This window comes from Paenibacillus sp. J31R120 (assembly GCF_056269225.1).
The window spans coordinates 502766-523955 of record NZ_JBWDNN010000004.1; the positions used below are offsets into that span (position 1 = coordinate 502766).

Consider the following 21190-nt stretch of genomic DNA (forward strand, 5'->3'; position numbering starts at 1 on the left):
GATATACGATAAGAACCTGAGATGAACCCATGTCCCTGCAGCCGCATGCTGTACGGACATGGTTTTTTGTATTTTTTAACTATAGTCAAATGTAGAATGGCGCATTCCACTTGAATAGAGATACAATGATCGCTATAGAGGTATGCGAAAGGAGAGGCTAAGAAAGCCTGTGAATATACAACAATTGCCGTTAACCGTATCAGGATTGGCGCGGGACTTTGAGGTGCTCGGGTTGAAACCCGGCATGTCACTCATCGTTCACGCTTCACTGAAATTGACCAATCGCTGGATCGTAGGAGGGCCTTCCGCCGTTGTGCTAGCGCTGGAGCATGCGCTGGGGCCACAGGGAACGCTTGTGATGCCGACGCACTCGTCGGATTTGTCTGAGCCTTCGGATTGGCAGAATCCGCCCGTCCCTGAATCGTGGTGGCCTATTATCCGGGAGGAAATGCCGCCGTTCGAAGCAGACCTGACGCCATCCAGGCGTATGGGTCAACTGGCAGAATGTTTCCGCAAACAGGATGGGACGCTGAGAAGCTCGCATCCGCAAGTGTCGTTCGCCGCTCGCGGTCAACATGCACGCCGAATAACAGAGTATCATGCCTTAACGGACAGTCTGGGCGAGCAGTCACCGCTGGCCAAGCTATATGAGTTGGACGGCTGGGTCATGTTGCTGGGCGTAGGCTACAATCGGAATACCTCTCTGCACTTGTCGGAGCATAGAGGGGAGTACGCGACCAAGCAATACCGGCAGCAAGGAGCGCCATGCCTCGTGAACGGTCAGCGTGAATGGACGGTATATCAGGATCTGGATTATGATTCAGACGACTTCGACGCCATCGGAGAAGCGTTCGAGCAGGAATATGGGGATGCGGTTCGTGCAGGGAAAGTCGGAGATGCAGACGTGCGGCTTATGCCGATCCGCAGCTTGGTTGATTATGGGGTAGAGTGGATAGAGAAGCATCGCAACATTAAGAGCTGAAAACGGACAGCACAGACAGCTTCCGGAACTGATCTGCGCTCATATAGATAAGGCTGTTCTCCATGTAGAAGTCTCCGGGGACTTCATGGCCGTTCTGTAGGATGCTTCCGCTCCCCAGCAAGAGGGAGAAGTTCATGCTATTTACGGTCAGGTCGATCGTATCGGTTTCTCGGTTATAGGTCAGCTCTCCCCCGTATTGATTCACCAGCTCATGGAGCGGCGTATAGGCGGAATTATTCGCGGATGCCAGCTTGAATGCGGATTGGGATTGAGCCGATAGGATCGGCGCTGCGACAGGCGCATGCTCCGGCGCAGGGGGACTGGCCAGTGCGCCGTACAGCGTGACGGCAGCCAGCAGGATCAGGATCGTGTTACGGATTGGCAGCTTCATTGCTAACTCCTCCTCATCACGGATGTCGGAACAGACTTAGTGTAACGGACGAGTGTGAAGGGAATGTCAAGCCGATATGAAGGTTTGTTAAAATCGTGTTGCTGCTCATAGCTAGAAAAAAGAACCGAAGACCGGAGCTGATGCCGCCGTTTTCGGTTCTTTCATTAAGAGGTTGCTTTCAGTTCCTTCTGAGATTGCGCTGCAGTCGCAGGCGCTGTGGCCATCTTGCTGCTGCCGTTGAACACGCCGCCGGATTCAATAATGAGCGATTGTGCTGTAATGTTGCCATTCAAGACGCCTGTGGCGCAGATGGTCAGCTTGCCTCTCGCTTCGACGTCACCGTTCAATTGGCCGGCAAGCACCAGGTCCCGAGCTGTAATGTTGGAGTTGGCCACGCCGTTCTCTCCGACAATGACATCCCCACTTGACATAATGTCTCCGATGATGCTGCCTTCAATGCGGATGCTGGCCTCGGACTTGATCTTGCCTTCGAAGATCGTGCCTTCGCCGATGAGCGTATCCGTTGTATCCGGATTAATTTTTCCGCTTCCCGATTTGTTGCTTTTGAACATGGTCACTTTTCCTCTCTGTCTTCTTTTAGATAAGGCATAGGGTCGACATGCTCGCCGCCTACGATTACCTCGTAATGAAGATGGGGGCCTGTGCTTCGGCCCGTGTTGCCAAGCTCGCCGATGAGATCGCCTTTCTTCACCTTATCGCCAACCTCGACCAGCCGCTTGTTCAGATGCAGATAGCGGGTCTCAATGCCGCGGCCGTGATCGATGATGATGTTGTTGCCATGCGGATATGTTCTCTCTGACAAGGTAATGACCCCATCTGCCGCAGCATAGATCGGGTCGCCGCGATTGCCGCCCAGATCCAGGCCGGAATGTACGGCTGCGCGTCCCGTGAAGGGATCGCGGCGAACACCGAAGGTAGATGTGATTTTACGGGAATCCGCGGGCCATATCGTCGGTGTAATCTCCAGAATGCGCTGGTGCTTGAGGAGTGCGTCCTTCGTTGCTTCCAGACTTGGCTTCAGCTCGTCCATCTGCGTGGACATGGTGGACAAGTCCTGGAGCGTCTCCGCCGCAAGCGTATCATTCACATCCGGGGGCAAGAGAAGCTCTTCACCGCCTTGGCCGCCTTCCTCAATGGTTACATCCGATGAGATCCGAACCTCGGGTTCCTGAATGCCCGCAATCTCCTTCAACTGAAGCTCAAGCTCGGTAATTTCGGACATTTTGCTCTCGACATGCTTGGCTTGTGCGGACAAGGCGGATACGTCGGACTCCAGCGCCGCGATCAGGTCTTCACGTTCCTTCAGTTGCTCCTCATAACCCGACTCGGAGAGGGACAGCTGATGCAACACATTGTTGAGATGACTGGCCTTTCCCGAAAATAATACAATGAACAGGGCTGCGCATATCGCCAGCAGTATGATAAGGGCGGGTATGAGTACGATGATAAGTCCAGGCACGTTGTAGCGCTGGACAGATTGATTCGCGTCCGGTATAACGACGAACGTGAATCGCTTCGACATCCACTTCATGTTTTTCCTCCTACATTTTCCAATACGTCTTCAACTTCCTCCTATTCGACATGTCTCCAAAAAAATCCTTTATTTCGAGCGATTATGCTGCAGAATTATCGGAATGCCGGGAAATAGGGGGTCTTCTATGACTTTTGAACGATATTTACGTCGGGCTCGCCGCATGATACGCTAGTTGAAAAAGAAGCCTCGTACGGTATTAAAACCAAGGTAGAAACAGGGGCAGGGACAGGAGCGAGACAGGCATGCTGAAGTGGGATGGACATACACACACCAGGTTTTGTTATCATGGCAGCGATGCGGCCCAGGAGCTGTATCTGGATCGAGCGATCGAGCTAGGATTCGAGCGCTATACCATTAGCGAGCATCCTCCGCTGCCGCAAGGCTGGATTGCGGATCATGATATATGGGACGAGCTTGCGATGCCGGAGGAGGAGCTTCCGCTCTACATGGCCTATGTGCAAGAGATGAAACGAGCTTACGAGGGCAAGATCGAGGTTGCGGCCGGATTGGAATTTGATTATTTGCCGGGAAGGCTCGATTATACGGAACGGATGCTGGACAGATGGCAGGATGAACTGGAGGATGTGGTCTACTCCGTGCATTACTTGCCCGGTAGAGACGGCATGCGCTGCATCGACTTCAAGGCAGAGCACTTTAAGGAGCAGCTGCTCTCGTATTACGGCTCGATGGAACGGGTCGTGAATGAGTATTATGACCATGTCGAAGCGGCGATCGAGTGGGCTTCAAGATTTCCTATGCGCAAACGGATTGGTCATATCAATCTGATCGAGAAGTTCCATCAGGCTTTGCCTGAGATGGATGAGAGCCTCATACGCAGCCGATTGGAGCGGATGCTGCCGCTGCTGGTAAAGTCTGGCGTAGGCATTGATGTGAATACGGCAGGGATGCGGGTGGCGACATGCGGCAAGCCGTATGTGCCGGAGTGGTTCCTGACAGAATGCGTAAAGCTGAGCATTCCATGTGTATACGGCTCCGATTCGCATAAGCCCGAGCAGGTCGGCTTCGGATGGGAATGGTTCGAGAAGCAGATGTCGGGCCGGAGAGAGGGCTAGTCCATGGAGAAGCTTGTCATTGAACGAGTGCCTGTAGGCAGTCCCGAGCTCGCGGCATTGATCCGCGAGCTGGACCAATATCTGGAGGGCTTGTATCCGCCGGAGGATATCTTTGTCGTCGATTTCAATGACCCGAAGACAGAGGAGATGGTGTTCGTCCTTGCATATGGGGATGGCGAGCCGATTGGCTGCGCCGGTCTGCGGCAGCTGGACGGGCAGTCGGCAGAGCTGAAGCGGTTCTATGTAGATTCGCGCATGAGAAGGCATGGCGTCGCCCGTCAGCTGTACCAGTACCTGGAGCAGCAAGCGCTTGAGCTTGGCTGCTCCATCATGAGGCTGGAGGCGGGCGCTCCGCAGGTAGAGGCGATCGCCTTCTATAAGAAACTTGGCTTCTACGAGATCCCCGCGTTCGGCGAATACATCGGCTGCCAATCCAGCCTCTGTATGGAGAAGAAAATCAGTTAGCCAACGCTCATCACCTTATCCTACACTCCGTTCGAAGGCGACGATCCAGTCGCCTTTGGTTGCGGCGTAGCCGGCATCGCCTTCCACGACCAGCCCATACAATCCTTTGACATCTAGATATTCCTTGCGCGAGCCGTTATCGAACTCAAGTGTGATGTAATAATACGTGCGGGAAGAAGAGCTCGTATGGCCGATTTGATTTTCATGATGATGATGATGATTGGTGTGGCTTTGAACATCCATCCGCTTGGTTACGATCCTCGCATAGGCGCTCTCTTGCGGGGCGCTTGCGTTGCGGAAGTGTTTCACCGCCGCGTACAGGATTCCTCCGAATACGAGGATAAAGCCAATGATAATGATGATGGGCATGACCGTGAACATAAAGTCGAATCCGCCGCCCCCACCGGGAAATGACGGCCCAGGCCCGAAGTCTGGCATAGAGATAACCTCCTGATCTGATGGTCGGTTGTGTTTTATCGCGAACTACTTCTAATACGTCCTGTTTCCATCAGATGTTGCACTTATCTGAACCACAGATCGCGGAATCTGACCCATCCCAGCGATTCCAGCGAGATGCCTTGGACGGAAGGATGAAAGGCCGTCTTCAAATGCTTGCGGTACAGGAAAAGCAGGGTATGCCGCTTGATCAGCTCTTCCTCCATCTCCATGAACAGACCCATTCTGACGGAGGCGTCCGGCTCGCCGAGTATGCACTGCAGCGCATCTCCCAGAACGGCACCCGTACACTGATCCATATGCTGCATCATGCTTTTGTACAGATCGATCAGGCGCAGCTCGCGATGCTCGTCGAGCATGATCGCGAATAGCAGCAGATCTGCGGACATCCGTTCCTTGCCCTTGAACTGCTCGGCGGCGATGAGATGAATCTGCAGATCAATGCCTGCTTTGCCTAGCATTTCTTGGATCAAGGCGGCGTCATGTTCATATTGCGGTATGGTCGTCAGGACGAGCGGCTGGCCGTCATAGCCGCACTCTCGCAGCATGGCGCTGCATGTCTGCAGGTAGTCAGCATCATCGGTGACGATCCGGCCGCCATCTGCTGCCGGTCGGGACCAGAAGCTGGTTGCTTCTTCGATGACATCGCCGGACAATCGCCTGAGCAGTTCTGTCCGATGGATGGCATAATCAAGCGCTGAACGGAATGCCGCATTCGCTAGCGGCCCGGTCTTCAGTTCATTCACCGTCAGAAATTTGCATGTCGTGCCTGATTGCCGGACCTGCTCCCACTCGCCGCCGGCCATGCCTTCAATCCGGACATTGTGCATGACCTGAAATTGGCGCAGCTCCTCCATATCCTCTTCCTTGCGGTCCGCATCAGCGGGCATCGTCCATACTTCCACACGATCAAGGAACGGGCGCTCCTGAAAGTAGGAGGGGAATGCCTCTAGTATCCATATGCCATGGCTGCTGCTTGAGAGTCTGAATGGACCGGTGCCTACAACGGCGCCGCTTGCCTGCCCGAATGCATCTCCAATCTGCTCGCATAGATCTTCAGGCACGATCGAGGCCCGGTTCGTGGAGAGAAACGACAGAAATGCTTCATTACGCGTCTTGAGCCGGAAGCGGATGGTCAAGTCATCCGGCGTATCGATATGCTCAATCCCGTTGTACACCCAACTGTATAGTCCGTTCGGCGCGAGCCGATGCAGGCGGTAGAGCGTATATTTCACATCCCAGGAGGTCATCTCGCGGCCATGGTGGAAGAAGACGCCTTTGCGCAGGAAGAAGGTCCATTCTGTCCGCGATTCATTGGTCTCCCACGCATGGGCGAGATGCGGCAGCACGGCGTCGCCTCTTACATCCATCCGTACCAGTCCGTCGAAGAGCTGGTTCACCAGATGAGATTCCCCGACATAATGGATGCGGGCAGGGTCCAGGCTGTCGATCTTGCCGGGCATTGGGAAGCGCAGCGTGTCGGTGCGCCGTTCCCCTTCTACAACGGTCTGGAAGCCGAATTGGCCAGACAGCCATTGCTGGAACCGGCCGACCAAAGCCGCGCCCCGCGGCTGGAGAAGCTGCAGCGCCGATTGCAGATCGCCCCGTAGCGCAAGCTCCTCGGCTTCCTCGAGCATGAGAGAATCGAGCGGCTTCGCGAAGGTGAGCAGAGAGCGGTTCCCTCTGCCGCGCCTGGCGGCCCATTCGATCCATTCTTCCTGTACCATTCGCTTAAGCAGAAGCACCATGTTACGATGAGTGCAATCCAGCTTCTCGGCAAGCTCGGCTGTCGTCACTTCAAGAGGAACTCCGTCAGTCGCTTGCGGATAGGATTCTCTCAGGATGAAATAATGTCTTCGAATTTTCACTTGAACCTCCGCTATACGCAAAATATGAAATTCCGCAATAGAAAGTTGCACTTTTTGTTCTTATTTTATAGGTTACAATAAAAGGGAGTTCATTACAAAGGGAGGTTATGGGCGATGAGAGATCCCGCGCCATGGCAGAGGCGATACAATAACATGTGGATACTATCGATCCTTCTCGGCGTGCTCGGACAATATTTGTTCGTGGGACGCCCGGCCGGCGTGTCCGTACCGATATTCGTCGCGTTGTTCTATGTCTTGTTTTTCTATGCGATGAAAGGAAGAATGGGGGGCTTCGACCGCTGGAGAGGGCAATCGAGAATGGGATGGTTCCTATTCGCGCCGATTGCACTGCTATCCATGACGTTCGTTCTATATGCGAATGAACTCTTCCGGTTTCTTAATCCCATTGTGATGTTTATATTGATTGTAGCCCAGACCATGCTTCTGGCGCGCGGCGGCTCGCAGCCGTGGCATCGCCCCAGATTCGTCCTGGAGCATATTAAGCAATGGCTCGTTACGCCTTTCGCCCATCTGACGGCACCGTTCAATACGATGGCGGACTGGGTGAGCAGCAGAAGGGATACGAACAAAGCGAGATCGGTAGCAGGCAAAGTCGGCTTCGGCCTTATGCTGGCGGCTCCGCTCTTATTTGTGGTTGTTCTGCTGCTTGCATCGGCCGACGGCATCTTTATGTTCTGGGTGAACAAGCTCGGCACTCTGTTCGCCGGCGACTCTATCGACAGTGTCGTGAGCAGGATCATCTTTACCTGCTGTGTATCGATTTATGTGTTTTGCTATTTATGGGGGCTGCTGTTCCAAAAGAGAAAGGCCGCAGATTTTAGCGCTGCGGAGCTGACTCCCGACGGCGAACCGAAGCTGCGCCCAGGGACGGAGCGGGAGAAATTTGATCCGATATCTGCGGCTACAGTGCTCGTGTGCGTCAACGTGGTCTATGTTTTATTTGCCGTTATTCAATTTACGTATTTGTTCGGAGCGGCTGAAGGCATGCTGCCTGACGGTACGGCATATGCCGAATATGCACGCAGAGGGTTCTCTGAGCTGGTAATCGTCGCGCTGATCAATATTGGCATCCTGCTGGTAGGCCTGCATTTCATCGGCAAAGGCAGCACGCTGTTCGAGCGTTTGCGACAAGTGATGCTCAGCGTCTTAATGGGCTGTACACTCGTGATGCTGGTCTCGGCCTACAGCCGTCTATCGATGTATGAAGAGGTCTATGGCTATACGGAGCTGCGTCTGCTGGTCCACGGATTTATGATTTTCCTTGGGGTGCTTATGGCGGTGGCATTTGTCCGGATCTGGTATACAAGGTTCTCATTAGCGAAGATTTATATTGCTTTAGCCATAACTTCGTACGTAATAATGAATTTCGCGAACATTGACGCCCGTATTGCCGTCAATAACATTGCACGGTTTGAGGAGACAGGGAAAATCGATATGTATTATCTTGGGACGTTGTCAGCCGATGCCGCTCCAGCTATTGTGAAACTGTGGGAGAAGCATCCGGAATATACGCAGCTGGAGAGTATTCTTAAGGGGTACGAGGGAGAAGCGCAGTGGCGGAACCATTGGCAATCGTGGAACCTGTCTTATCATCGTCAATTACCGTGATAAAGGAGTGAAAGAGGAGGTGGAGAGATGAGCAGAACAAAGAGATGGTTGCTTATCTATTTGCCTGCTGCCATTGTACTGTGCATTTACTTTCTGTACGCGCAAAACAATTCAATCGTCGTAACGACCTATAAGGTCGCAAGCGACAAGCTGCCGGACGGATTCGATTCGTACCGCATCGTGCAGCTGTCCGATCTTCAGAGCAAGGAGTTCGGCAAGGAGCAGCGTCCGCTGATCCGCAAGGTGCAGAAGCTGGAGCCCGATATCATCGTGGTGACAGGCGACCTCGTAGACCGGAATCATTATGACGGCGAGGCCAGCTTCAGATTGATGGAGGGCATGGCGAAGATTGCACCGGTTTACTTCGCGAGGGGCAATCATGAACAGGGAGCTGAGGAATACTCTTCGGATTTAGAGGAGCGCCTGCTTGCGCTCGGCGTCCACATTATGAAGAACGCTCATGAGGATATTCCGCTTGGAGATGGCGAATTCCGGTTGATTGGAGTAGATGATCCGACGTATAACCACAAGGGCGACGGCGATGCGGACAAGATGAATGCCCATCTGGCCGAAGCTCTAGCGGATGCGTACGGCTCCGATCTCTACACGGTGCTCCTATCCCATCGCACGGAGCTGTTCCCGGTCTATGCGGAGAATGGAATCGACCTGAGCTTGACGGGACATGCCCATGGCGGACAGATTCGTGTTCCGTTCAAGGGCGGCGTGTTCGCACCAGGCCAAGGTATGTGGCCTGCATGGACAGAGGGCATGCACGAGATTGGTGACAGTGCGATGATCGTCAACCGCGGCCTGGGCAATAGCCGCTTCCCGCTTCGTTTATTCAATCAGCCCGAGATTGTGCTGGTGGAGTTGACCCCGCAAGCGGCGGGGTAGAGAGCGACGGGAACAATTGCCGGGAAAAGAGGCGAATGACCTGTAGGAATCGCCAATTCGTCCGTTCTATCATCCGCATACGCTATCGTATATGGCGTAATAGATGAATAGAGAAGGCGGATGATCTTATGCCCTGTTGCCTCGGAAATGTGCAGATCTTCAGGAATGAAGGTACGATAATATTCGGGAATATACGGCAGTACGCACCCAGCACCAATACGGTAGCGACGGAGACTCCCGAAGAAGCAGATGAAGAAAATGAGGGAGAAAGCACGGCGAGCGTATCGAGACGAAGGCGCGAGATGCGCAAGTCCCGCGCTCGCCGTGCAAAGGCAACACTGTATAGAAGCAAAAAGGGACCCGCTGCAACGGGCAGCGGGCCAAAAAGTTTATATTATAAAAAAGGGGGTCGAGTTCTATTATATGCCCCTTTCATTAATGGAGGATGAACGTAATATTTCAGTTTCGTTACAAATGTTGGGTAGGCCTTCCACTTGCCTTATTTGTAAGGAGAAAAAAGTTCGATCCCCGAACGGAAACATCGCCTGTTAGGATTCAGTGCTTATGCAAAAAGAGGACCCTTGATCTATTCAAGGGTCCTCTTTTTGTTGCTTACCGCGAGGGTCATATATCTAAAATGGTGCCCATTCAGATCAAGGCTGAACGTGTCAGAAAATAACAGAAAAAAATCAATTGAATGCAAAACAGCGCTATGATATAATCGATAGCGTCATTGACAAATTAAATCAAGTGTGTATCCAGTTTTATTCCCACTTTAATTGTACGTCTTGAACTTTGTTTTGTCAATGCTCTTTTCAAAATCCATAAAAAGGAAAAAGGAGAGTGTTCAAAGAAATGGAAGCGAAGGTTTGGCAGCAGGAACAGGAGCGGCTGAAGCGGGTCAGGAACAAGCTCCAAGCGAGAATCGCTGAACTGGAGCCGGAGGTTGCCGGACTGAGCGATCAGGCTACAGATATCCGCAAGCGGTTTTGGGAAGAAGTGACGATTAACACAAGCACATACGAAGATTTCGAAGAGAGCTTCTACTCGATTAATCAGCAGTCCGCCATATTGGCCGAGCGGGAGCGCGGCCACAAGCTGCTGATGCAGCAATGGAAAAGCATGAACCGTCTGCTCCCGAATCCTTATTTTGGACGCATCGACTTTCAGGAGGATGGCCTTGGCCACAGCGAGCAAATCTATATCGGCGTTTCTTCCTTTGTTGACGAAGACGGATTGAGCTTCCTGATCTATGACTGGCGTACGCCAATCGCGAGCATGTACTACGACTGCTCTCCTGGGCCGGCGTCTTATGTGACGCCATCCGGAGAAATCGAAGGGACGATGGAGCTCAAACGGCAGTATCAGATTCAAAACGGTCAAATCCGCAACATGTTTGACGCGAGCGAAACGATTGGGGATGAATTGCTGCAGCAAGTGCTCGGCAAAGGTGCAAACTCGCAGATGAAGAGTATCGTGGCCACGATCCAGAAGGAGCAGAACGCCATCATCCGCAATGACACAAGCCGGATGCTGATCGTACAAGGGGCGGCCGGCAGCGGCAAAACTTCTGCGGCCTTGCAGCGGGTGGCTTACCTGCTGTACAAACATCGCCAAACGATTAAAGCTGATGGGATCGTGCTCTTTTCACCAAATACGATGTTTGCCAGTTATATCTCTACCGTCCTTCCGGAGCTCGGCGAAGAGAATATGCAGCAGACGACGTTTCAAGAATATCTCGACTATTGGTTAGGTTCCTCGCTGCAGCCGGAGGACCCCTTTGATCAGATGGAATATGTACTGACTGCACAAGGAGAGCCATCGTATGAAGCTCGGCTTCAAGGGATGAAATATAAGTCATCCGAAGCTTTCCTGCAAGACCTGCAGAGCTATGGGAATTGGCTGGGGCAGAAAGGCATGCGCTTCAACGGCATTCGCTTTCGGAACCGCAATCTGATTACGGCAGAGCAAATGCGGACGAAATTTTACGAGTATGAACGTACCCTGCCGTTGTTTAATCGAATCGCTCTGTTGCAGGAATGGCTGCTGAATGAACTGGCCTCGCTGGAGCGCAAGGAACGGGAAGCGCCTTGGGTAGAAGAAGAGTTGAATTATCTCGACGCCGATCAGTATGCGGAAGCCTTCCAAACGCTGCATAAAGAGAAGGAGCTATTCGACCTTACGGAGCATTTCACCTCTGTTCGCGAGAAGCTGAGCAACAAGCGCCGGGAAGATGAAGCCGACTTTGACTTCGCCTCGAAAGAAGAGGAGCTGCTTCGCCGCAGGGTGGCGAAAGAAAGCTTCAAACCGCTTAGGAAAGCCGTGAGGAAGTTCTCGTTTGTAGATGTCAAAGGCATATACAGCCAATTGTTCAAGGGTGAGGTCGCTTATCACGAGAGAACCAATAGGGCAGGGCTTCCTGATTTATGGCCTGACATCTGCAAGCAAACCAGAGAAAGGCTGGATCAGCAAGCTTTATTTTATGAGGATGCGACTCCTTATTTGTACTTGAAGGAGCTGATCGAAGGCGTTCGGACGAACACGGAGATTCGGCATGTTTTTGTCGATGAGGGACAGGACTATTCGCCGTTCCAATATGAATATTTAAAAAAACTGTTTCCCCGTGCCCGGATGACGGTGCTCGGTGATTTCGGGCAGGCGATCTTTATGCAGGCTACGAGCTTGGACGCGCCCGATTCACCACTCGTTCGTCTTTTTGGCAAGGATGAAACAAGCCTGGTCCGCTTGCTGCGCAGCTATCGTTCGACGAGAGAAATTGTAGAATTTACAAAATCGATGCTTCCGGGAGGGGAAGAAATAGAACCGTTCGATCGGAGAGGCCGGAAGCCACTATTGGTCCAACTGGACGGCAGGGGGAAGCGTGATGCGCAAATGGCGGCAGATATCGCTTCGCTCAAGGCGGAAGGCTACGACTCCATCGCCATCATTACGAAGACAGCGGCCGAAAGCCGGGAGGTCTATGAATCGCTGCGGATTCATGGCGTCGAAGCTCTTCAGCTCATTACGAAGGAAACGCCGGACTTTGAGAAAGGCGTAATGGTCATTCCTGTGTATCTCGCCAAGGGCGTGGAGTTCGATGCCGTCATGGTCTGTGATGCTTCTCTCGAAGCTTACGGACGAGATAACGAGCGGAAGCTTCTGTATACGGCATGTACGCGGGCGATGCACCGGCTTCATCTATACACGACGGGCGATTGGTCGCCGTTTGTGCAGACATTGCCTGGGGATTTGTATGAGCAACCAACGCATTAATCATTTTACCCATATCAAGCTCGCTGAGCAGAAAGCAGGGATCTATGTCCACTCCTACGCAAACCAAACCGGCGGCAGCCGGCGGGGACGGCTTCTCGTTGAAAGCGATTCTGCCTCCGCTTATCGCGATTATTGCCGGCATGATTATGGTGATTCTCGACAGCACTGTCGTTAATAATGCCATTCCGAAGCTCGTAGATTATTTCGACACCGATTTGAAGACGATCCAATGGACCGTCACCGGCTATACGCTGGCTCTATCCGCCGTTATCCCGCTTGCAGGCTGGATGACCGATAAATTCGGCTCCAAGCACATTTTTATAACGACGATTGCTCTGTTCACGATCGGCTCCGTCCTGTGCGGGATTGCGCAAACGCCGGAACAGCTGATCCTATTCCGTATTATTCAAGGCTTGGGCGGCGGGATGGTAGGCCCGATCGGGATGGCGATGGTGTTTAAGCTCGCGCCCCCAGAGCGCCGCGGATCGATCATGGGCGTACTCGGCATTCCATTGCTGGTAGCGCCGGCGTTCGGTCCGGTGCTTTCCGGCTGGCTGGTCGATTCGGTCAGCTGGCACTGGATTTTTTTCATTAATCTGCCGATCGGTATTATCGCTTTTATTCTTGGGTACAAATATTTGCCGAAATCCGACCGCCAAGCAGCGCCGCATCTGGACATCGTGGGCATGTGCCTCGCACCAGTCGCATTCTCTATGCTGGCATATGGTGTAAGCGAAGGCGGCACGAGCTGGTCCAGCGCATCGACGATCACAGGCTTGAGCGTTGGCGGCGTGGCGCTCATCCTCTTTATCATTGTGGAGCTGAGGCAGAAGCAGCCGCTGCTGGAGCTGAAAGTATTCAAGTCGTCCGACTTTACTCGCAGCATCATTTTGACGTGGGTCGTTCAGCTCGCTCTGTTCGGGGCCATGCTGATCGTGCCGCTGTATCTGCAAGGCGTCATGCATTACTCTGCGCTGGAAGCGGGCTTGATCCTGATGCCTTATGCGCTCTGTGCGGCAATAGGCATGCCGATCAGCGGCCGACTGTTCGACAAGATTGGGGCTCGCCCGCTCGCCATTGCCGGATTTACCGTTGTATCCGTCGCCTTGTATATTCTATCTGGTATCTCGGTGGATACCCCGTTATGGAAGATTATCGCGTGCATCTGCATGATGGGTCTTGGCATGGGGTTCTCCATGATGCCGCTCAACACGCATGTCCTGAACGCTGCGCCTCGTCATCTGGTGGGCCGCGTTACACCGCTGACCACAGCCGCTCAGCAAGTCGTCGTCTCATTTGCGGTTGCGGGCTTGACGGGTTATCTAACGTCGCAAATTGCCTCCCATGCCGCAAGCGCGGGAGCAGACGCCAATCCGCTGACCGCCGTCGTCGCGGGCTACGGCGATACGTTCTTCCTGTCCGCGTGCCTCGTGACCGCGGCTGTCGCATTATCACTCCTTCTGCGCAAGCCGAAGCCGCAGGAAGAAGAAAGAGTCGCGGGCGTGGACAATCCGGACCCCGCGATTATGGGGCATTAATTGCGAATCGGATCTGATTCGCTCATATGCAAAAAAGCCTTGGCCATTAGTCGGCCAAGGCTTTTTTTGCTGATCAGGTCCGAACCACATTTAACGGAAAAAAACTTTTATTTTCGGTTCCTGACGATAGGATGTGACGGTCAGTTCTTTACTTTCGTCCAAGGAGGCGAAGAAGACGTCCTCTATTCGGAGGTTCATTTTGTTAAGCTTATGCTCCAGCCAGTCCTCAGTAAGCTGAAGAGCGCCAAGCGTGAGCAGCTGAGGCTTTCCTTCTTTAATGACCGCGTAGGAGAGTCCGAGTGTTCCGTTCGGAACGCCGAGCATAGAAGGCGTCGCTTCTTGATGGATCGCTTTCTTCAGCACGCTTAACTCGCCATTGCCCTCCAGTATCGCCACCTCAACCAGTGCGGCATCGAATACGCCTTGTTCCCTCAGCATCCGCAAAATATCGTCCACGCTATATTGGAGCTTGCGAAGGTTGGAGCTAAGGAACTGGCCGTCTTTCAATACGACGACCGGCTCGAACGTCATCCACTTCCCGAACTTGCCGCTTTTGATTAGCAAATAGGAGAACAGCTTCTGCATGATGGCAATGGCTATGATCGCAACGGCGGTATGGATATGCTGGACCTTCGGATCGGCAATATCGGCGCCCACCACGGAGCCGAGCGACAAGAAGATCAGGAAGTCGAAGACAGGGAGCTGTCCGATCGAACGTCTGCCCATAAACAAGGTGATGGCCAGGAGCAACGGATAGATGGTATAGATGCGGCCGATCACGAGCAGCGAATCTTTGAAAATAGCCAGCTTGCATCCCTCCCGTAGGGCAATATGGAACGGGGCATTCCCCACCCATTCCCAGAATAAGGTGCTCATCGGGGATGGGAAATATGCACAGACGAGAGGAGATTACGGTCTATGAAAAAAGGAACAGGCTGCCCGGAGCGGGAAGACTCCAGGCAGCCTGTGATGGGTTACAGCAACGCTTTCCATTGAGCGATCTGCTTCTCTAATTGCGAGATAATATCGTCAATTTCGTGCGGGAACAGCACTCCGCCGTTTGTTTTGTCGAGCGCGATGAGCTGATTCGCAAGCTCATCCTGCCGCTTCAGCTGCGTCTGCAATTGCGCTAGCAATTCGGCAGGCTGCGCGCTGGCGGATGGGGCCGCGGCTTGTGCTGCTGGCGCAGTGACTGAATTTGCAGCAGTCTCCGCTTGTCCTGTGGGAGCCGGGCTGGCAGGAGCGGCCGGTTTGTTCTCTGGCGGCGTCACGCTAGGTGCTGCGCTTGAAGCATCGGACTGGGAGCTTGGGGCTGCTGGCTTCTGCGGCTTCGGCTCCTCTTGCTGGCGGGAGCGTTCCTTCCGGTTCTGCTCATACACTGACCAGGTCTCGATAAGGCCTGGCCCTGACTTCAGCAGCAGCTTTTCTTTGGTGTTGTCCGAGATGGTCTTGTCCTTGAACAGCTTCGCAATCTTCTTTACGTCGCTGACGGGAAGCTCGTCACGGGCGGCAATGAGCGCCAGCGGATCACGGTGCTCCATAGGCAGATCCTTCAGCGGCATGAGCTGATCTTCCGTTAGCTTGTCCTTGCGGATCTCGATACCGCTGACGATCAGTTTTTTTACGGCATTGCTGAATTTCAGCAGCTCGCATTTATTTTTAATATAGCTTTCCGGCTTCCCGAGCTTGGCTGCCAAAAACTTCAGCGAGCTGCGGAATCTGGAATCATTCATAAGTTTATCGAAAGCTTCCGCTTCTTCTATCGGCGAGAAGCCTTCACGGGTCAGGTTCTCCGCGATTTGCTCCAGATAGATTTCCATTTCATCGGTCGTATTGGATACGATGCAAGGAATCGTGGCGCGTCCAAGGCGTTCGGTCGCTTTGTAGCGTCTGTTCCCATATATGATTTTGTAGCGTCCGTCAGCGGTTGTTCTTACTTTGATCGGAGACAGCAAGCCAAGCTCCTCAATACTGCGCATGAGCTCTTGCAGGGCTTCCTCGTCGAATTGGTATCGGGGCTGGTCTTGGTCTTCATCAATTAGTGCAATCGGAAGTTCAATGATATCCACGTTCATTCTCCTTCGTATCTGTCATTCTCGTATGGAGACGTCCGAGTGGGACGACCCTATTATATACCAGGAAGGGCTGGACATGTAGAAGAAATTGGACCCGGAATGATGGATTTGTAAAAAAGTGTAACAATTTCAAGATTTGTTCCGTCTACTAGGCTGCAAGCATCACTAAGAGCATAAGGAGAAGATGGATGAATCGACAAATGATCTTGATGGCGCTGGTATCTGCAGTTATTATATTGCTTCTGATTATTCCGGCTCTAGAGAGACCGAGGGATGAGCAGCAGCTTGTAGTGAATGACACAAAAGCTCCGGTTTCTATAGATATTGCACCAGAACAGGTAACGCTGCCTCCGTCAGACATCGTAGGGGAGGGAGGTAACCAAGACCCCATTCCGCCGCTGAACGCCTACCTGCAACCAGCGATAGGCGGCATCCGTTTGGTACTGGATAAAGGCAAAGCCCTAAATGCCAGCAGTGTAGCTGAAGATGCGCTAGGGGATATTTCCGTTCATGTGGTGGAGCGGGAGATTGACTCTGGCGATTCCGAACTAGGTTGGGTGAAGCGGTATGACCTGGCTGTCGTGAGGCCGAATTCCGCCAAGTTGGATATATACCCTTTGTACATGGAGGAAGTTGGAACAGGTCACTATTACTATCCTAAGGTCAAGATTTTGAACGAGCATGAAGTGATGTTTATTAGACGGCTGAAAGAAGGGGAGATCATACAATACCAGCTTGTTGTCGTTCAATTAGGTAGTGGAAATTTCCATACGCTGCCGCCCTTTTGGAAGGTTCATCCCGATAGTGATGAAGAACGTGACTTTCTGCTGAGTGCCCACTATGAATGGAATGAGGACGGACATGTAGTTGAGGTCATGCTGACGAGCTATGAAGGCAAGAGATGGCAGATGGACATGGAAGCATTCAAACTTATTGGGCATAGAGGTCAGACCTATCCTGCTACGGGTGATGCCGGCAGCGGTGGCCCGTCCAGGCCGCTCATGAATCCGACACCTGACCTGGAGAGATTCGCCTACTCTTTTACGGGAAAGGACCCTATCTTTGTAAGCAACCACTTTATGGTCGCGGATTCGAAAAGCGGCAAGGTGCTTAAGTTGTTCAGTATAGACGATACGATGCAGTTGTCGGATTCCGGACTGGTATGGAATAAAGAGAGCACCCGTTTTTTTCTGGAATATGCGAAGAAAGGCGATGAAATGGGGGTCTGGTATGACAGTGGCCCGGTTGTTTTCGCGCAGCAAATCGCTTTCTATGATTCGAACGGAGAGAGGTCGCGTGTGCTTCATGCCGCGAAAGGAGAGAGGCTCAGCATTTATAATTGGCTGGATGAGCATCGCTTGCTGGTAGAGAGCTACCGCCCAGTTCAGAGGACGAGCGGAGGCTGGAGCAAGGGAGATATCGTCTATAAAGAATACGATTTGCGTACAGGGAAGCTAACAGCCTACCGCAAGGAGCAGGACGCAGGCAAGCTGGCGAATGGGGAGACGGTAACCCTCAGGATGGCTGGAGGGACCTATGATTCCAAGGCATTCGTGTATGTCGACCATAAGAACATGAAGATATGGACACCCGATGTGAAAGGGCGGACGCATCAGAGCGGCGGGCAGCTCTATATCGACGTCTCCGATGCTGACATGCAACAGCGCATTTTTGAATGGGATGATGAGGCTAAGTTACTCCGTCTGGTATATAGCACAAGCTCGTCAGAACAACAGCTGCGCCAGGCGCTCGGAGACTGGCTCATGCTGGAGGATCGTGGGGAAAGCTCGTTCCTTTTCTTCAATACGAAGCCAGAACCGGAACTCAATGATGAAGGGTTGCCCATTCTCTCGGGTGAGCTTGTTCGTCTCAGAGGTAATGAGTGGTGGAACGAAAACAGCGACACTCTGATTAGTCTTCCTGGGAATGAAAATCGTGCGCTTGGCAAGAGCCGTTACGGGACGCTGCGAATACGGTCTTCGGAAGGGGAACTTGAACATTATAAGGGAGCACGGCAGTATTATGGTCGATACGATGTGGAATTCACCAATACCGCTGGCAAAAAAATCAGGCTTCCTTCTTTGGAAAAAGTGGCGTTTGAGCTAGAGCGACCTGTTGGTGAGATGAAGGTATTATCTTTTGATGGTTTTGATCTGATTTTATTGAAGACGCATCAACAACGGATCGGCAAAAGCTATGGCGAAAAGTTTACTAATGTGTACGCATACGCAGTCACTGAGAACGGTGAAGCGACGCCACTTACCTTTCGCTATGCAAGTCCTGGGGGCATTCAGTTGGCGGATACTATCGGTATGATTGATACAGAAACCGCGACAGGGACCTCGGGGCAATCGATGATACTCCAGTCGTACATGGGAGAAAAGCGTGTTGAGTTGGCTTGGAAGGCGGATGTGAAGACGAAGTCCCTTACGTTGACTGAACTGAAGGATCGGACGAGGGAAGATGAGAGCATCCGGACAATTGTAGAACGATATGCGAATCGTCTGGAGCAGGCGCTTGGTTTGACTGATATTGCGTTGCCGGAAGGCAAAATGGATAAGGTGAAGCTGCGTTCGCTTTTCACGGAGAAGGCTTGGAACAACCCTGGCTTTCAGCGGCTCAAGACTGACTTTGCCAAGCTGGAGAAAGCAGGAACTCCGTCCCGCGCATTTGCTTGGCAGCCAATTAACGCGCGGTATGACGAGTACGGCAACATTCGAGTGACGTTTACGTTCAATTTATTTTACTCGATTGGGTGGGCGGCCCATTTGGAGGCGATCTTGAAGTTGGACGAATTTGAATGGATATTCCATGACTTTGGCATGCTGGAAACCGAGTATCAGGAAGGCTACAAGGAGCTTGACAATGACCTGGGCATGAAAGGGTACAACGGACTGATCATTCCGGATGCTCTGGAGCGCTAGGTTGGATGTATTTCGTTGCCCGCGGTTGAGGGGACGAGTCCACTCAATTGCGAGAAAGCGGATTAAAAGTGCGCTGATGAACGAGATGGGGGAATAAGTCGGTGAGACCGACCTGCAAGCCCGCTCTCGGGCGGGATGGTGGGAATAAGTCGGTGAGACCGACTTAAAGGCTCGCCGTCGGTCGATGGGAATGAATTAGGTCGATGGAACCGACCTGCAAGCTCGCCATCGGGCGAGATGGAGGAATAAGTCGATGAGACCGACTTAAAGGCTCGCCGTCGGACGATGGGAATGAATTAGGTCGATGGAATCGACTTGCACGCTCGCCATCGGGCGAGATGGAGGAATAAGTCGGTGAGACCGACTTAAAGGCTCGCCGTCGGGCGATGGGAATGAATTAGGTCGATGGAATCGACCTGTAAGCCCGCCATCGGGTGAAATGAGGGAATAAGTCGGTGAGACCGACTTAAAGGCTCGCCGTCGGGCGAGATGGTGGGAATAAGTCGGTGAGACCGACTTAAAGGCTTGCCGTCGGGCGATGGGAATGAATTAGGTTGATGGAATCGACTTGCAAGCTCGCCATCGGGCGGGATGAGTGAAATAATCGGTTGAACTCGGTGGAATAGTGTTGTGTGTCACAACTAATGCTGAATTGGCGATACGAGCGAATTAGTGTTGTGTAGCACAACTAAATGTGCTAAATCGGCGATACGAGCGGAATAGTGTTGTGTGACACCACTAAATGTGCTGAATCGACGATACGAGCGGAATAGTGTTGTGTGACACAACTAAATGTGCTGAATCGGCGAGATGAGCGAATTAGTGTTGTGTAGCACAACTAAATGTGCTGAATCGGCGAGATGAGTGAATTAGTGTTGTGTGGCAACACTAAATGTGCTGAATCGGCGAGATGAGTGAATTAGTGTTGTGTGACATCACTAAATGTGCTGAATCGACGATACGAGCGGAATAGTGTTGTGTGACACAACTAAAGATGCTGAATCGGCGAAACGAGCGGAATAGTGTGTGGCACAACTAAATAGACAGAATCGACGATACGAGCGGAATAGTGTTGTGTAGCACCACTAAATGGACTCAATAGGCGAAATAAACGAAAGAGGCTGTCCCGTAAGGTCAATCGTTGACCTGCGGGACAGCCTCTTTATGTATATTGCAGCTTCAAACACAAACTAGCTTATTTGAAGAAGCTTTCGAATACCTTCTTAATCCCTGCTTGATCATGGGAGATCGATAGCATCACGTAGTTGCCTTGGCGCACAATCTGGTAGTTCTTCGCATCCTCGTGCTGGTCCGGCAAATATTGCGAGAACGTCTTGATGATGTCTTCGGCGCGCTTGGTCAGACCTTCCTTCACAGCCTCGTAATGCTTGTCCGACTTCAGCTTCACAACCACCAGCTCCGTAGCTTTTGTATTCATCATCGCTTGATGATACGAACCCTCTGCAACAAGTTCGCTCGGATCAAAATAATACGAGTCCTTTACCTGTTCACCTGAAACGGACATAAGCACTGGCAGCTCAATATCCTCTAAAATTTTGTCGACGATATCGGATGTCTTCACCTTATCAGAAGCTTCCGGCTTCTGCGACGGCTTCGGCTTCTCGGTAGGCTTCACAGTCGGCTTGGGAGAAGGCTTCTGGCTTGGCGCGGTGGTCGACGGTTTTTCAGTCGGCTTCGTGCTTGGCTTCTCAGACGGCTTCACGGATGGTTTCGCTGTTGGTTTCGGTGTCGGCTTCGCCGTTGCTGCCGCATCGGCAGATGGCTTCGTTGTAGCGGATGGCGCGGCGCTCTCTTTTGCAGCGTCTTCATCAGTCGGCTTCTCGCTAGCTTGCAGCTCCGCCTCGTCGGACGGCTCTGGCGAAGAAGACGTGTCTTCGTTGCCCGCATTGTCCGTAGCTTCAGGCGTTGCCGATGCGGTCACATTAGGGCTGGCATCTGCGTTGCCAGCTTCTTTGCCGTCACCGTTGCTGCAACCAGCCAGTAACGATAATGCAATCGTCAGAGCGGCTGCCGTCTTGAATAACTTCTTGTTGTTGATCATGCTGT

General features: G+C 52.4%; 16 protein-coding genes. 8 read left to right on the forward strand and 8 right to left on the reverse strand.

Features of this window, described 5'->3' with window-relative positions; translation table 11 throughout:
* Positions 1-169: 169 nt before the first annotated feature.
* Positions 170-982, forward strand: a complete 813-nt coding sequence (locus tag AC0YNW_RS17735) for an AAC(3) family N-acetyltransferase (RefSeq protein WP_475833055.1) — start codon at positions 170-172, stop codon at positions 980-982.
* On the opposite strand, the gene AC0YNW_RS17740 is transcribed toward AC0YNW_RS17735, so the two are convergent.
* From AC0YNW_RS17740 to AC0YNW_RS17750, 3 genes are all read right to left on the reverse strand, one after another.
* Entirely contained in the window at positions 972-1373 is a 402-nt protein-coding gene (locus AC0YNW_RS17740) for a hypothetical protein (RefSeq protein WP_475833056.1), read from the reverse strand. The genes AC0YNW_RS17735 and AC0YNW_RS17740 overlap by 11 nt on opposite strands.
* A gap of 164 nt (positions 1374-1537) precedes the next feature.
* Entirely contained in the window at positions 1538-1945 is a 408-nt protein-coding gene (locus AC0YNW_RS17745) for a bactofilin family protein (RefSeq protein ID WP_475833057.1), read from the reverse strand.
* A gap of 2 nt (positions 1946-1947) precedes the next feature.
* Positions 1948-2925, reverse strand: coding sequence for a M23 family metallopeptidase (locus AC0YNW_RS17750; protein ID WP_475833058.1), 978 nt, complete (start codon positions 2923-2925; stop codon positions 1948-1950).
* Between the two features lie 245 nt (positions 2926-3170).
* Here AC0YNW_RS17750 and hisJ point away from each other — a divergent pair, with 245 nt between their 5' ends.
* Both hisJ and AC0YNW_RS17760 read left to right on the forward strand, forming a co-directional pair.
* Positions 3171-4001, forward strand: coding sequence for a histidinol-phosphatase HisJ (gene hisJ / locus AC0YNW_RS17755; RefSeq protein ID WP_475833059.1), 831 nt, complete (start codon positions 3171-3173; stop codon positions 3999-4001).
* Between the two features lie 3 nt (positions 4002-4004).
* Complete coding sequence (locus AC0YNW_RS17760; protein ID WP_475833060.1) at positions 4005-4466, forward strand: GNAT family N-acetyltransferase; 462 nt, start codon at positions 4005-4007, stop codon at positions 4464-4466.
* A 15-nt stretch (positions 4467-4481) separates the two neighbouring features.
* On the opposite strand, the gene AC0YNW_RS17765 is transcribed toward AC0YNW_RS17760, so the two are convergent.
* Positions 4482-4904: a DUF2500 domain-containing protein gene (locus AC0YNW_RS17765; RefSeq protein ID WP_475833061.1), complete on the reverse strand. Its 423-nt coding sequence runs from the start codon at positions 4902-4904 to the stop codon at positions 4482-4484.
* An 83-nt stretch (positions 4905-4987) separates the two neighbouring features.
* Complete coding sequence (locus AC0YNW_RS17770; RefSeq protein WP_475833062.1) at positions 4988-6790, reverse strand: ABC transporter substrate-binding protein; 1803 nt, start codon at positions 6788-6790, stop codon at positions 4988-4990.
* 114 nt (positions 6791-6904) lie between these two features.
* Between AC0YNW_RS17770 and AC0YNW_RS17775 the strand changes: the two genes are divergently transcribed.
* From AC0YNW_RS17775 to AC0YNW_RS17790, 4 genes are all read left to right on the forward strand, one after another.
* Entirely contained in the window at positions 6905-8419 is a 1515-nt protein-coding gene (locus tag AC0YNW_RS17775; RefSeq protein WP_475833063.1) for a DUF4153 domain-containing protein, read from the forward strand.
* A gap of 27 nt (positions 8420-8446) precedes the next feature.
* Positions 8447-9313 (forward strand): metallophosphoesterase, encoded by an 867-nt coding sequence (locus AC0YNW_RS17780; RefSeq protein ID WP_475833064.1) that lies wholly within the window; start codon positions 8447-8449, stop codon positions 9311-9313.
* An 855-nt stretch (positions 9314-10168) separates the two neighbouring features.
* Positions 10169-12586, forward strand: coding sequence for an RNA polymerase recycling motor HelD (helD, locus tag AC0YNW_RS17785; RefSeq protein WP_475833065.1), 2418 nt, complete (start codon positions 10169-10171; stop codon positions 12584-12586).
* 44 nt (positions 12587-12630) lie between these two features.
* The gene (locus AC0YNW_RS17790; RefSeq protein WP_475833066.1) at positions 12631-14124 is read left to right on the forward strand and encodes a DHA2 family efflux MFS transporter permease subunit; all 1494 of its coding nucleotides are present in this window, start codon (positions 12631-12633) and stop codon (positions 14122-14124) included.
* 90 nt (positions 14125-14214) lie between these two features.
* Here the strand turns inward: AC0YNW_RS17790 and AC0YNW_RS17795 are convergent, their stop codons facing one another.
* Positions 14215-15000, reverse strand: coding sequence for a DUF421 domain-containing protein (locus AC0YNW_RS17795; protein WP_475833067.1), 786 nt, complete (start codon positions 14998-15000; stop codon positions 14215-14217).
* A 98-nt stretch (positions 15001-15098) separates the two neighbouring features.
* Complete coding sequence (locus AC0YNW_RS17800) at positions 15099-16199, reverse strand: ParB/RepB/Spo0J family partition protein (protein WP_475833068.1); 1101 nt, start codon at positions 16197-16199, stop codon at positions 15099-15101.
* Positions 16200-16387: 188 nt separating this feature from the next.
* Here AC0YNW_RS17800 and AC0YNW_RS17805 point away from each other — a divergent pair, with 188 nt between their 5' ends.
* Complete coding sequence (locus AC0YNW_RS17805) at positions 16388-19123, forward strand: hypothetical protein (protein ID WP_475833069.1); 2736 nt, start codon at positions 16388-16390, stop codon at positions 19121-19123.
* A gap of 1195 nt (positions 19124-20318) precedes the next feature.
* Here the strand turns inward: AC0YNW_RS17805 and AC0YNW_RS17810 are convergent.
* Positions 20319-21185 carry a DUF4358 domain-containing protein gene (locus AC0YNW_RS17810; RefSeq protein WP_475833070.1) on the reverse strand — a complete coding sequence of 289 codons (867 nt, stop codon included), beginning with the start codon at positions 21183-21185 and terminating at the stop codon, positions 20319-20321.
* Positions 21186-21190: the final 5 nt, after the last annotated feature.